The organism is Mesorhizobium sp. M0751, assembly GCF_040320265.1.
Taxonomy (GTDB): Bacteria; Pseudomonadota; Alphaproteobacteria; order Rhizobiales; family Rhizobiaceae; genus Mesorhizobium.
In genome coordinates this window covers 236,110-248,712 of sequence record NZ_JAMYPH010000006.1, presented here as the reverse complement: position 1 = coordinate 248,712, position 12,603 = coordinate 236,110, and the positions used below count along the sequence as shown (strand labels likewise).

Here is a 12,603-nt window from a genome sequence, read left to right as displayed (position 1 = left end):
GCAATGATGAAAACCATAAAAGGACCAGGCATCTATCTGGCGCAATTCGCGACCGACGATGCACCGTTCAACACGCTGCCTGGCCTGGCCGGATGGGTCGCGGACAAGGGCTTTGCCGGCGTCCAGATACCGACCTGGGACACGCGCCTTATCGATATGAAGCTTGCGGCCGAAAGCAAGACATACTGCGATGACCTCAAAGGCGTCGTCGCAGAAAAGGGCCTCGAACTGCCCGAGCTCGGATCACATATCACCGGTCAGCTGGTGGCGGTGCATCCCGCGCATGACCGCATCATGGATAGTTTTGCTCCGGCGGCCGTCCACAACAACCCGAGCGCCCGGCGCGCCTGGGCGGAGGAACAGATGGGGTTCGCCGCACGGGCTTCGCGCAACCTTGGCATCGATCGCCATGTGAGTTTCACGGGCAGCCTTCTCTGGCCATACCTCTACCCCTATCCGCAATGGCCGGAAGGCTTGGTCGATGATGCCTTCGACGAACTTGCCCGTCGCTGGCTGCCGATCCTCAACGACTTCGACGAGCAGGGTGTGGATCTCTGCTTCGAAATCCATCCCTGTGAGGATGTTCATGACGGGCTGACCTTCGAGATGTTCCTCGAGCGGGTCGGAAACCATTCGCGCTGCAACATCCTCTACGACCCCAGCCACTTTGTGCTGCAGGCCCTGGATTACCTCGCCTTCATCGATCACTACCACGAGCGCATCAAGATGTTCCACGTCAAGGACGCGGAGTTCCGGCCTGACGGCAAGACAGGTGCATATGGCGGCTTCCAGCCATGGTCCAAGCGCGCGGGGCGGTTCCGGTCGCTCGGCGATGGCCAGGTGGATTTCGGGACGATCTTCACGAAGCTATCCACCTATGGCTTCGATGGCTGGGCCACTCTCGAGTGGGAATGTTTCATCAAGAACCCTGAGGACGGTGCAGCGGAAGGCGCCAAATTTATTCGCGAACACATCATCCGCGTCGCCGACCGCGCATTTGACGATTTTGTGAAATCTGGCGCCAACAAAGCCGCCAACCGCGCGATGCTTGGCTTGACTGAGGCATAGACGAATGTCCGATACGATGACGAAAAAGACCCTCCGACTGGGCATGGTGGGCGGTGGTCAGGGAGCCTATATCGGCAACATTCACCGCATCGCCGCGAGGCAGGACGGCGCATGGCAACTCGTCGCCGGCGCGTTCGATGTCGACGCGGCCCGCGGCCACGCCTTTGCGGCTCGCGAAGGCCTCGACTCCGACCGTTCCTATGACGACTACAAGGCGATGATCAGCGGGGAGTTGTCTCGCGAGGACAGAATAGACGCCGTCGCCATCTGTACGCCGAACTTCACCCACTTCCCCATAAGCAAGGCGTTCCTGGAAGCTGGCTTTGACGTAATCTGCGAAAAGCCGCTGACAGCTACCCTCGAAGACGCCATTTCGCTTGAGAAGCAGGTGCGCGACAGCGGCAAGTTCATGGGCGTGACCTACACATATTCGGGCTATCCGATGGTGCACGAAGCACGGCACATGGTCGCCAGCGGCCAGCTCGGAAAGATTCGGACCGTCCAGGTCGAGTACCCGCTGGAGTGGATGGCGACCGCCATCGAGACAGAGGGCAACGCCCAGGCGGCTTGGCGTACCGATCCCAAGAAAAACGGCAGAGGTGGCTCGATCGGCGACATCGGCACCCATGCCTATCACCTTGCTGGTTTTGTCTCTGGCCTGAAGCTCGAGTCTCTGACTGCGGATCTCGCCACGTTCGTGCAAGGGCGTGCGCTCGATGACAATGCTCATGTAATGCTTCGCTATCAAGGTGGCGCCCGTGGTCTTCTATGGTCTTCCCAGGTGGCGTTGGGATCGTCAAATGGTGTGCGGCTGCGCGTGTTCGGGGAAAAAGCGTCCCTCTCCTGGTTCCAAGAACAGCCGAATGAGCTCGTCCACGCGCGCCTTGGCGGGCGAACCGAGATTATCAAACGGGGCGGCGACGATCTCAGCGAAGCCGCCAAGGTGCGAACCCGGACGCCGCCGGGCCATCCCGAGGGATACTTGGAAGCGTTCTCCAACCTCTACGCCGGGTTTGCGGAGGCGATCCATGCCAAGCGCGAAAGGCGCGAGCCCATGGCCATAGGTCGCGATATCCCAACTGCCTACGATGGCCTGAAGGGCGTCGCCTTCATCGACGCAGTCGTTGACAGCGCGACCGCTTCCAACCCCACTTGGATGAGGCCCGTCGCCGTTTGACACTGTGTCTGCTATCGGGCACCGACAAAGTTGATCTCAATGGCCGACATTGAGGCGCGAAGCAGCCATTTGATGCAACGGGCTGTTGCACAAATGGGATCATGCGGCTTTGCGGTTCTGCCCCTTGCCCAGTAATGCGGTGACGAACTTGTCCCACTTTTTCATGCCGGCTCGCTTTTCCGGCATGTAGTTCCACCTGTCGTAGTTCTTCGAGCTCACATCATGCAGGGCATGGTTCTGGATGCGGTCGCGGATTTCCTTTGTCACCCCGGCTTTGCCAGCGAGTGTCTTCCAGGTGCGCCGCAGATCGCGATTGGTGACCGCCGGGATGACGCCACGCTCCCGCTGCCTCCAGATAAAGCTGTAAAGGGTGTTGTGGCTGACCGGTACGGACGGGTCGTTCGCTGATGGAAAGAACCATCCATATTTGTTGGGCTTGATGGAATTGATCAACTCGGCGGCCAGCGCGGGAACCGGTATGGCGTGCGGCCGGCTGTTCTTCGTCTTTGACCAGTCGATGATTGCTTCGGCTGCGTCCCACTGATCGATGTGTAGTCGGGCAATCTCCTCGACGCGTTGTCCCGTCAGCATCAGGATGCGGATGGCGCGCGGGTAGGGCGGATGCACGGGAGTATCGGGGCATTCGAGCCAGCGATATAGCCGCACATACTCATCCTCATCCAGCCAGCGAGTGCCGACTTTCTTTGGCTCGGTCGGGATGCCCGCCGCCGGATTGTAAGCAAGCCGGAAGCGGCGAGGGGAACTGTTCCGATAGTCATGCTCGGACTTCATGCCCCAACTATAGGCGGAACGGACGTAGCTGCGGACATGATCCGCCATGGCCCGGGACCCGCGCTCGTAGATAGGGCGGATGACGTTGGCGACTTCATCGGGTTCGATCTCACGCGCTAATCGATTGCGCCCGAGGATGTCGGCAACCTTGTCCAGCCCCTTCTCGGCTTCCTTCCAGGAGGACTTGCCGTTCTCCTTGAGGTTCTCGACATAGGCCTCGAACAGATCGCCGACGGTTCCTGGCCGGGTATCCGTGGCGATCTTGATGCTGCGGCCCTTCTGGATCAGATTGGCGAAGTCGCGCTGAAAGAGATCACGCGCTCCGGCCAGTGAGGTCGACGGATAGGAACCGATCTTCTTTTTCGTCCGTTTCCCATCGCGCCACTGCTGAGCCATCCACTCGGCTGTCACCCGCGTCGGCATCGCCTTCAGAACCAGCACCAGCCGACCCGTGCCGCGACCTTCACCATCGGCGAGGTCTGCCTGCTTTCCTGATTTCTCGACCTGTTTGATCGCTCGCCGAATGGCTCCATCAGTGAGGCTGGGCATAGTTGAACTCTTGCAGATTTGGGGGCGGTATGGGCTCGTTAATTGGTGACGGTAAGGCGTTCACTCGCCGAAGACCGCCTTCAATATGCCAAATATCGCCCCCAATACGCAAGGCCAAAAAGATCAATGATTCAAAATGATTGAGCGGGATTATTCGTGACGTTTAGAAGCCAAAATGGATGGTTGTGCGCCAGAATGATCGCCGTGGCAGAGAGCTCCAAGGCGCGCCTGACCACCTCGCGCGGATAGACCGGTGTGTGGTCGACGGTGCCGACCTGCTGCACTTCGTCGGCGATCAGCGCGTTTTTCTTGTCGAGGAACAGGATGCGGAACTGCTCGCGCTCCTCGAAGGCCATCACCGACCGGCAGTATTCGAGAACCTGCGTCCAGGTCGACAACAGCTCGCGGCCGGCGATCTCGCCGCGCGCGATGCGCTGCGCCGTTGCCGCAACCACCTTAAGGTCGAGCGCCACCGCCGGGCCGATGCCCTTCACCTCCTGCAGGCGCTCGACGGGCGCGCCGAGGACCTCGGCCAATGTACCGAAGCGTGCCAGCAATGCCTTGGCGACCGGCTTGGTGTCGGCGCGCGGGATCAGCCGAAACAATAAAAGCTCGAGCAGTTCATAGTCGGGGAGGGTGTTGGGACCGGCGGCGAAGCGCTCGCGCAAGCGGTCGCGATGGCCGAGATAATGCGGCTTGTCGGCGGCCACCGCCTTGGCGGGCGATCGCACCGGCCTTTCGGGAAAGAAGGCCCGCTCGTCGTCGTCACCGTTCATGGCTGCCCCACCCAGCATTTGCCGGGCAAGGTAACGCCCGATCTGCCAGACACTAGGCCCGCAGGCCGGGGCGGTCGAGGTTTTTTGGCGACAGCGTGAAGATCTCGCAGCCGGTTTCGATGACGCCGATCGTGTGCTCGTACTGCGCCGACAGCGAACGGTCGCGCGTCACCGCGGTCCAGCCGTCCGACAGCACTTTCACATGCGGCCGGCCGAGATTGATCATCGGCTCGACGGTGAAGATCATGCCCGGCCGCATCTCGACGCCTTCGCTGGCGCTACCGTAATGCAGGATATTCGGCGCGTCGTGAAACAGCCGGCCGACCCCATGGCCGCAGAAATCGCGCACCACCGAGCAACGCTCGGCTTCGGCGTAGGTCTGGATGGCGGCGCCGATGGCGCCGGTGCGGGCGCCCGGCTTGATTGCCGCGATGCCGCGCATCAGGCACTCATACGTGACTTCGAGCAGCCGCTCCGCGGCACGCTTGATCGTGCCCACCGGATACATGCGCGAAGAGTCGCCATGCCAGCCGTCGAGGATATAGGTGACGTCGATATTGACGATGTCGCCATCCTTCAACGGCTTGCTGTCGGGTATGCCGTGACAGACGACGTGGTTTATCGAGGTGCAGGATGATTTCGTGTAGCCACGGTAGTTGAGCGTTGCCGGAAGCGCGCCATGGTCCATGCCGAACTCGAAGACGAAGCGATCGATCGCTTCGGTGGTGACGCCGGGCGCCACCATCGTCACCAGTTCGTCTAGGCAGCGCGCGGTGAGATCGCAAGCTTTGCGCATGCCGACAAAGCCTTCCTCGTCGTAAAGACGGATCTGGCCGGTGTTTCTGAGCGGTGCCGTGGCGGCGTCGAGATAGGTGACCATTTTTATCCGTCTTGCAGGGATGCGAGGCCTGGATGGGCCCCGCGAGAGAAATCCCCTCAGATTTGGCACTGGAAAGCGCAAGGTTCAAGGACGAACTGCCGGCGACAGCCGAAGACCGGCGATATTCACGCGTGAGGCATTCTCCTTGCCTGTTGCGGCCCACGCTTCGCCGGGTTCATTGGCTACCGTAGTGACGACACATTTCTAGGCGAGAAGCGGCCCAAGCATTAAGCCGCCACGGCAATTTTTTGCGACGAACGGCGTTGCTGCGGGGGCGTCGGTTCGGGAGAGATCGAATGGACAGACTGCAATTCGAGGTGCCGGTGCGGATCGCGCCTGTGCCCGGCCAGCCGGTCGAGGAAATCTACAGTGTCGAGCAGGCGCTCGATTTCCTGCAAACGTGGCCGGTTCGCCGGAAGGGACCAACCTACCAGGCCGCGTTCAATGCCTGTTTTGGCGCCACGGTGGACATCGTCGAGACCGAAGACGCATGGCGGGCCTTCATGGCGTTTTGCCGGGTGAGCGGCCTGCTTGCCAGGGACATGATGGTTCCGCGCAAACGCGGCGGCGAGGCGAGGGGGTTGAGGGCGTAGTCCGGCCAGGCCGATTTCTGCGGCGTTCCGCCCTGAAGTTGACCAGGCGCTCCATGCCGTCGACACTGGCCGCCTTGGGCGATCGCTGCTGATCCCGCTTGGCTACGGCCATAATACTTCCCGCGAATGGATTGGCCCCAAGCGGACATCTACCGGTAACTATCTGGGTCCTTGGCCTTCTCGGTCTGGCAATTAACCTTACTCAGAACAGCTTTACGGTAAGCGCCTTCAAACACGCTGATAGCCCTCTTGAATTTAGCCGGATTGGGCGCCAAGTGTTTATCTAGCCCGTCGTACAAAAGGATGGAGACAGCCATCATAGCTTTTCCGCTTTCGCTCGGTCTCAGCGCCGGGCACCTTTTCAATACGCCATAGATGTTACCTGAAATTGCTGCAGCCCGATGCAATTTGCCATCTGCCATACGTGCCAAGTAATTGATGTTTTGCTGTTCTCCTTGCCCGGCCGAAGCGGTCGATATTGTGAAGCAGATTCCTGCGATGACCGTTACCAAAATGCGGCTCAAACGTTTTCCCCTCTTCCCAGCTCATCTTACCATCACCCGTTATCATAGCTTAGCCTGAGGTTCAAAAGGGCCGCCAGCCGGTGCCAGCGGGCGTTGCTACCAAAGGTCAGTTGCGGCCCCCTCAAACCGACGGACGAACAGTTCTTTTGTGGACAAGCTCAATCCTGTTTGAAGTCCTGTAATGATGCATGCCTTAAATCTTCCTCGCCGCGCAGGTGCTTTCACGCGGCCGATCAGCCCGGCTTGACCGGAGGCGGGTCTGACCAAGGCCCAGAAGCCGCATGTCAGAGTGCCAGTTGGATCGAAGGTGCAGTCATGAAGATGAACCCGGGAACAGGCCATCTCGGCCGCCGAACAGCTTGCCGATGCACACGTCGAACGTGCCATCGAACTGGCCGCCAAGCTGGTCGCATTGCGTGGTGGCACCGATGAAGAGATCGAGGCCGCCATCGCCCATCACGGGAAATGCTGGCGAGGTGGAGAGAAGGCCTGATCGGTGACGTCACGAGGTTCGTGAGCGATCCCAAAGCCGCGCTTCGCAGCTTCTACACATGTGTCAATGGGTATCTAAAGAGTGGGACGCGCTTACGACATGACCATGCACGAGACCTTGCGCGTCTGGGCAAAGACCGTGGGGACATCCCATTCTTGCCGGCGTAGTCGAGACCGCGCTTCCTGGCATCTGAATAGAAGCGACCGAACGATGCCTGATCGTCCCCGGTGATAACATCGAGAATGTCGGCACCTTGCCCAAGATCACGGCGCGCCGACGCCAATGATGCCAGGGGCGAAAAGCAGAAGATCGCCCAAGACAATGTGACGGTCCTTTCGATGGAACGGTTTCGAGGAGGGGTGGCGCTGCAAAGGCCCAGAATCAGCCTATCTTTGTTCGCTGCTGTTCGCGGGCGTATATTCGACGGATATTTGACGTATCCGAACACAAAGACCGTAAGTGTTGATTGTGTGCTGGTACGCCCAAGGGGAATCGAACCCCTGTTACCGCCGTGAAAGGGCGGTGTCCTGACCGCTAGACGATGGGCGCGCTCAGATGTGAGCGCTTATAGTTGCGTCGCGACAAACCGGCAACCCGTCTGCCGTCGGCTGCGACAACTTTTTTCCTTTGGCTCCAAACCGCGTCTTTCCGACAGCCAAGCTGGTTTTTTCGGCATGATGCAACGCCGCCGAAGGGCCTTCGCAGTGGCGGAAGAAACTTCGCCCTAGCCGCGCCTGCGGCAACGCCAGTTCCAGTCGCGCTCCGGGCCGACATCGACGTGAACGGATTCGGTGTGGCAGTAGGTGCCGACGCCGCCGCGGCCCGGCATGGTGCGGATGTAGCTCGCCAGTTCCCATTTCGAGACGCCGGGGACCTGAATGTCGGCGGCGGCGCAGTACATATGCAGCGAATTCTTGGCGCCGTTGGCGCGGCGGTTGCGGGCCGGATCGCGATAGCCGGAGGTGACCGTCATCTTGCGGCCGTAGTGGCCTTCGATCGTCTTCAGCACGCGAACCAGCGACGGCTTCAAGCAGGCGACATCGACGCTTTCGTTCTGTTTCAGGAGGCCGTTGGGCGCCAGCCGGGCGAGGCCGGCGGCGGAGGCGACCTGGTAGGCGCCACCCGAACCTTCGTCTTCGTTGAGATCGACGTCGCTCTCATCGTCGAGGCCGGATTTGCGCTTGATCTCGAACAGCGCCGTCTGACGCACGCCGGGCAGCGCATCGGCCGTGAAGTGGCTGGTATCGCCTGTCGACGCCAACTGCACCGGCCTTTCGGCCGGGTTGGCCGAGGCCAGGATAACGGTGGGTTTTGCCGCAGGCGTCGCCTTGGCCTGCACGACGGTTGCCTGCCCGCCCGATCTGCTGTTGGCCGGCGAAGAAGGTGCCGCCGAAGCGGGCGTGGCGCTGAACAGTGAGGCCAGGAAGTTTTTCTTCGGTGCGTAGGCCTGTGGCTGCGGCATCTCGCCGGCGGTCACATAGACCGGGTTGTTCATCGCCGGCGCGACGGCCTTGGCGTCGGGCTTCGATGCATCAGCACTGTTCTGTGCCACGGCCTGTTCGGCCGTCTGGGCGTTTGGTTGCAGCGGCTGCGGCGTCTGTCCCGCGATCGTCTCGGCTGCCGTGGGAATGCCAATGGGGAAGCCGGCATCGGACTTGGCCCCTGGCTTGGCCATTGGCACATAGGCCACCTGCTCGGGAAGGTTGGCGTCGCCGTCGGCATTCATCGTCATTTGTGCGCTTGTCATCTGCGACGATGATGCGGCCGTGCTGGCCTGGGGCGCACCGGCGGCCGTGCTGATTTCGGTAGCCGAGGTATTATAGCCTGGCATGCCGACCGACATGGTCGGGTCGCCGGCCGAGGTGCAGGACGCCAGGAGCACCGAGAAAAGCGCCGCCACAATGGCGCGGCTTTCTCCCTTCGCGAGGCGCGATCCTGCTGATCTCAAAACAAAATTCCCCCTCGATATCCGACCGGTTCGTCATTGGCGCGGCGTCGAAACGTCTCGTCGAAATGACTCTTGTTCCCCGAACCGGAAACGAGACCTGTGTCAAATCTGCAAGCCTCAAAGTAATTTGGCGGCTAGAGGATGAATCAAGGCTGCTCAGGGTTGACGGCACCATTTCGCCCGCTTTTGGCGGCGCGTCAACTCACCACACATTACAGATGGTTACACGCGCACCTTGACATAGGTGCCGGGGGCTTCGCCTAGAACTTGCATATGCTCGCCCGGTTTGCGGGCCGGTACGCGGGTATTGTCCTTGGCTTCGATCCAGCGTTGCCAGTGCGGCCACCAGGAACCGGGATGGTCGGTGGCTTCGGCGAGCCATTGGTCGAAGTCGCCGGCCGGCTTGCCGCCGGTCCAGTAGTGATATTTCTGCGCCGCCGGCGGATTGACGACCCCGGCGATATGGCCGGAGCCGGCCATGACGTAATCGACCTCGCCGCCGAAATATTTCGAGCCGAGGAATACCGACAGCGCCGGCGCGATATGGTCCTCCTTAGAGGCGAGGTTGTAGACCGGAATGGTAACGTCCTTCAGCGAAACCGTGCGGCCCGCCAGTTCCATCATGCCTTGCGAAAGCCTGTTCTCGAGGTAGCAATTGCGCAAGTAGAAAGAATGATTGGCAGCGCCCATTCGGGTCGAATCGGCATTCCAGTAGAGCAGGTCGAAGGGCAGGGGATCCTTGCCGCGCATGTAGTTGTTGACGACATAGGGCCAGATCAGGTCGCCCGAGCGCAGCATGTTGAAGGCGGTCGCCATCTTGGTGCCGTCGAGATAGCCTTTTTCGTTCATCGCCTTTTCGACGGCCGCAACCTGCTCCTCGTCGACGAACACTTTTAGATCGCCGGCATAGGTGAAATCGACCTGGGTGGTGAAGAAGGTGGCGGATTTGATGCGGTGGTCGCGTTCCTGCGCCATCAGCGCCAGGGCCGCCGCCAGAAGCGTGCCGCCGACGCAATAGCCGATGGCGTTGACTTGCCTTTCGCCGGTGGCCTTTTCGATTGTGTCGAGGCCGTATTGCAGGCCCTCCCTGATATAGGCCTCCCAGCTCTTGGCGCCGTGCCGCTCGTCCGGGTTGATCCAGGAGATGACGAAGACGGTGTGGCCTTGCTCGACTGCCCAACGAATGAAGGATTTTTGCGGGTTGAGGTCGAGGATGTAGTATTTGTTGATCCATGGCGGGCAGATCAGCAGCGGCCGCTTGAGCACGGTCTCGGTCGCCGGCTCATATTGCAGGATTTCGGCGACGTCGCTGCGGCCGACCACCTTGCCGGGCGTGTTGGCGAGATTCTTGCCGATCTCGAAGGGTGAATAATCGGCCTGCCGCAGCTTCAGGTCGCCCTTGCCGGCAGCAATGTCCTCGGCCAGCATTTTCATGCCGCGCACCAGGTTTTCGCCGTTCGAGGCGACGGTCTCGCGAAACAATTCCGGATTGGTCAGGATGAAATTCGACGGCGAGATGGCATTGGACACCTGCTTGACATAAAAGCCGGCCTTGTGGCGGGTGTGCTCGTCCAGGCCGTCGGCGTGCTCGACCAGTTCGGCCGCCCAGCGCGAGGTGACCAGATAGGCCTGTTTGAGGAAATCGAAGAAGGCGTTGCGGCCCCATTCCGGGTCCTGGAAACGCTTGTCGCCGCGCTCGGGCTTGACCGCGTCCTCGGCGTCCTCGGCGCCGGCGCCGATGCGCTGGACGGCATTGGCCCAGACGGTCATGTAGCCGGAAAACAGCCGCGTCTGCGCCTCCAGCGCGCGCTGCGGGTCGGAAAGCCAGTATTCGCTGAGCTTGGAGAAGGTTTTCACCATGTCGACGAACGGCTCGGCGACATGATCGCGTACCTCGCCTTTTTCCCGCGGCTCGGCCCATGCCGAGGCGGCCTTGCCGGCCTGCTCGATCATGCGGGCCATGTTCAGAGCGAAGCGTTCCGGGTCCTTCACCAGATATTGCTCGACGGTCGAAGGTTGGTCATCTTCCGCTTTGCCCGAATCGGGTGTTTTGGACATGGTTCGCGGGGTTCCTCCCGAAGCGTTTTGTTGACATATTACCATGGGATATCGGACAGGGTCCAATGTGCTCTAACCCGGCCTCCAGGAAAACAATATGACGATTAATATTGGCAAGAACGTTTTTTCCGGCACTGGTCGTTTTTGCCGCATGGCGCTCGTCCTGTTGGCGATGGCCGGCTGCACGAGCAGCAACATAGAAGGTGCGGCGCCCGCCACCGGCCTTGTCGGCGCGAAGGACACCGGTTCCTACCCGAACCTGAACATCCGGCCGCAGGTGGCGGCCGAGCAATTCACCGACGAGGAAAAGAACGCCAAGCTCGCTCAACTGAAGGCCGAGGAGCAGAGCCAGGCCGCCAAAGGCGGCGGCGTCAAGGTCGCGGACCAGGCAGCGCTGGACCAGCTGGCAAAAAAACACGGCGCCGAGACGCTGAAGCAGATCGAAGGCAAATGCGACCCCGCTCTCGACCCTAATTGCAAATAAGCTTATACGCGCGACCGCAACCTCACTGTCTGGAACTGCCATGGAAGAATTTCACAAGGTCCGCCGGCTTCCGCCCTATGTCTTCGAACAGGTCAACAGGCTGAAGGCCAGCGCGCGTTCGCGCGGCGCCGACATCATCGACCTTGGCATGGGCAATCCGGACCTGCCGACGCCCAAGGCCATCGTCGACAAATTATGCGAGGTGGTGCGCGATCCGCGCACGCACCGATATTCGTCGTCGCGCGGCATTCCGGGTCTGCGCCGTGCCCAGGCCAACTACTATGCCCGCCGCTTCGGCGTGAAGCTCGACCCGGACAGCCAGGTGGTGGCGACGCTCGGCTCGAAGGAGGGCTTTGCCAATATGGCGCAGGCGATCACCGCCCCCGGCGACGTGATCCTCTGCCCCAACCCGACCTATCCGATCCACGCCTTCGGCTTCATCATGTCGGGCGGCGTCATCCGCTCGCTGCAGGTCGAGCCGGACGACGGCTTTATCCCGGCCCTGGAGCGCGGCATCCGCCATTCGATCCCGAAGCCGCTGGCACTGATCCTCAATTATCCGTCCAACCCGACGGCACTGGTCGCTTCGCTCGATTTCTACAAGGAGGTGGTGGCCTTCGCCAGGAAGAACGACATCATCATCCTGTCGGACCTTGCCTATTCCGAGATCTATTTCGACGGCAATCCGCCGCCTTCGGTGCTGCAGGTGCCGGGCGCCATAGACGTCGCGGTCGAGTTCACCTCGATGTCGAAGACCTTTTCGATGCCGGGCTGGCGCATGGGTTTTGCGGTCGGCAATGAACGGCTGATCTCCGCGCTGACGCGGGTGAAGTCCTATCTCGACTACGGCGCCTTCACGCCGATCCAGGTGGCGGCGGCGCATGCACTTAACGGCGACGGCGCCGACATCGCCGAAGTGCGCGACGTTTACCGCAAACGCCGCGATGTCATGGTCGACGCCTTCAGCCGTGCCGGCTGGACCATTCCCGCACCGGCGGCATCGATGTTCGCCTGGGCGCCGATCCCGGAGCCGTTCAAGCACCTGGGCTCGCTTGAATTCTCCAAGCTCCTGATCGAGCACGCCGACGTCGCGGTAGCGCCGGGCGTCGGCTTCGGCGAGCATGGCGACGATCATGTGCGCATCGCGCTGGTCGAAAACGAGCACCGGATCCGGCAAGCGGCGCGCAACATCAAGCGCTTCCTCGCATCCAGCGCCAAGCAGCCGAATAACGTCGTACCGCTCGCAGCGCATCGCTGAGTT

Annotated in this window: 12 protein-coding genes and 1 tRNA gene; 5 read left to right on the top strand and 8 right to left on the bottom strand. The window is 61.1% G+C overall.

All coding sequences use genetic code 11. From position 1 onward, the window contains the following. The first annotated feature begins 6 nt into the window (after window positions 1-6). Both NKI19_RS13040 and NKI19_RS13035 read left to right on the top strand, forming a co-directional pair. Window positions 7-1,068, top strand: a complete 1,062-nt coding sequence (locus NKI19_RS13040) for a sugar phosphate isomerase/epimerase family protein (protein WP_352565309.1) — start codon at window positions 7-9, stop codon at window positions 1,066-1,068. A 43-nt stretch (window positions 1,069-1,111) separates the two neighbouring features. Next, the gene (locus NKI19_RS13035) at window positions 1,112-2,245 is read left to right on the top strand and encodes a Gfo/Idh/MocA family protein (RefSeq protein ID WP_502899276.1); all 1,134 of its coding nucleotides are present in this window, start codon (window positions 1,112-1,114) and stop codon (window positions 2,243-2,245) included. 99 nt (window positions 2,246-2,344) lie between these two features. On the opposite strand, the gene NKI19_RS13030 is transcribed toward NKI19_RS13035, so the two are convergent. From NKI19_RS13030 to map, 3 genes are all read right to left on the bottom strand, one after another. After that, on the bottom strand, window positions 2,345-3,586 hold the full coding sequence (locus NKI19_RS13030; protein ID WP_352565313.1) for a tyrosine-type recombinase/integrase: 1,242 nt from the start codon (window positions 3,584-3,586) through the stop codon (window positions 2,345-2,347). A 131-nt stretch (window positions 3,587-3,717) separates the two neighbouring features. Further along, a complete protein-coding gene (locus NKI19_RS13025; RefSeq protein ID WP_352565315.1) occupies window positions 3,718-4,362 on the bottom strand; it encodes a JAB domain-containing protein in 645 nt (214 codons plus the stop codon). Window positions 4,363-4,414: 52 nt separating this feature from the next. Continuing rightward, entirely contained in the window at window positions 4,415-5,242 is an 828-nt protein-coding gene (gene map, locus NKI19_RS13020; RefSeq protein ID WP_352492768.1) for a type I methionyl aminopeptidase, read from the bottom strand. Window positions 5,243-5,538: 296 nt separating this feature from the next. On the opposite strand from map, the gene NKI19_RS13015 reads away from it, so the two are divergent. Next, window positions 5,539-5,835 carry a DUF982 domain-containing protein gene (locus tag NKI19_RS13015; RefSeq protein ID WP_023678889.1) on the top strand — a complete coding sequence of 99 codons (297 nt, stop codon included), beginning with the start codon at window positions 5,539-5,541 and terminating at the stop codon, window positions 5,833-5,835. A 149-nt stretch (window positions 5,836-5,984) separates the two neighbouring features. Here NKI19_RS13015 and NKI19_RS13010 read toward each other — a convergent pair whose 3' ends face one another. From NKI19_RS13010 to phaC, 5 genes are all read right to left on the bottom strand, one after another. Then, window positions 5,985-6,359 (bottom strand): hypothetical protein, encoded by a 375-nt coding sequence (locus NKI19_RS13010; protein ID WP_352492766.1) that lies wholly within the window; start codon window positions 6,357-6,359, stop codon window positions 5,985-5,987. 313 nt (window positions 6,360-6,672) lie between these two features. Continuing rightward, window positions 6,673-6,816, bottom strand: a complete 144-nt coding sequence (locus NKI19_RS13005) for a hypothetical protein (RefSeq protein ID WP_352492765.1) — start codon at window positions 6,814-6,816, stop codon at window positions 6,673-6,675. A gap of 510 nt (window positions 6,817-7,326) precedes the next feature. Further along, window positions 7,327-7,401, bottom strand: a tRNA-Glu gene (locus tag NKI19_RS13000). A 175-nt stretch (window positions 7,402-7,576) separates the two neighbouring features. After that, on the bottom strand, window positions 7,577-8,752 hold the full coding sequence (locus NKI19_RS12995; protein ID WP_352565316.1) for a D-Ala-D-Ala carboxypeptidase family metallohydrolase: 1,176 nt from the start codon (window positions 8,750-8,752) through the stop codon (window positions 7,577-7,579). A gap of 270 nt (window positions 8,753-9,022) precedes the next feature. Further along, window positions 9,023-10,858 carry a class I poly(R)-hydroxyalkanoic acid synthase gene (gene phaC / locus NKI19_RS12990; RefSeq protein WP_352492764.1) on the bottom strand — a complete coding sequence of 612 codons (1,836 nt, stop codon included), beginning with the start codon at window positions 10,856-10,858 and terminating at the stop codon, window positions 9,023-9,025. A gap of 97 nt (window positions 10,859-10,955) precedes the next feature. Between phaC and NKI19_RS12985 the strand changes: the two genes are divergently transcribed. Both NKI19_RS12985 and NKI19_RS12980 read left to right on the top strand, forming a co-directional pair. Further along, window positions 10,956-11,342: a hypothetical protein gene (locus tag NKI19_RS12985; protein ID WP_352492763.1), complete on the top strand. Its 387-nt coding sequence runs from the start codon at window positions 10,956-10,958 to the stop codon at window positions 11,340-11,342. A 40-nt stretch (window positions 11,343-11,382) separates the two neighbouring features. Continuing rightward, window positions 11,383-12,600, top strand: coding sequence for an LL-diaminopimelate aminotransferase (locus NKI19_RS12980; RefSeq protein WP_023678886.1), 1,218 nt, complete (start codon window positions 11,383-11,385; stop codon window positions 12,598-12,600). Window positions 12,601-12,603 lie beyond the last annotated feature (3 nt).

Excerpts from the sequence above, each read along its gene's own strand:
- NKI19_RS13040 (WP_352565309.1), top strand. The coding sequence starts at position 7 with ATGAAAACCATAAAAGGACCAGGCATCTATCTGGCGCAATTCGCGACC.
- NKI19_RS13035 (WP_502899276.1), top strand. The coding sequence starts at position 1,112 with ATGGTGGGCGGTGGTCAGGGAGCCTATATCGGCAACATTCACCGCATC.
- NKI19_RS13030 (WP_352565313.1), bottom strand. The coding sequence starts at position 3,586 with ATGCCCAGCCTCACTGATGGAGCCATTCGGCGAGCGATCAAACAGGTC.
- NKI19_RS13025 (WP_352565315.1), bottom strand. The coding sequence starts at position 4,362 with ATGAACGGTGACGACGACGAGCGGGCCTTCTTTCCCGAAAGGCCGGTG.
- map (WP_352492768.1), bottom strand. The coding sequence starts at position 5,242 with ATGGTCACCTATCTCGACGCCGCCACGGCACCGCTCAGAAACACCGGC.
- NKI19_RS13015 (WP_023678889.1), top strand. The coding sequence starts at position 5,539 with ATGGACAGACTGCAATTCGAGGTGCCGGTGCGGATCGCGCCTGTGCCC.
- NKI19_RS13005 (WP_352492765.1), bottom strand. The coding sequence starts at position 6,816 with ATGGGCGATGGCGGCCTCGATCTCTTCATCGGTGCCACCACGCAATGC.
- phaC (WP_352492764.1), bottom strand. The coding sequence starts at position 10,858 with ATGTCCAAAACACCCGATTCGGGCAAAGCGGAAGATGACCAACCTTCG.
- NKI19_RS12985 (WP_352492763.1), top strand. The coding sequence starts at position 10,956 with ATGACGATTAATATTGGCAAGAACGTTTTTTCCGGCACTGGTCGTTTT.
- NKI19_RS12980 (WP_023678886.1), top strand. The coding sequence starts at position 11,383 with ATGGAAGAATTTCACAAGGTCCGCCGGCTTCCGCCCTATGTCTTCGAA.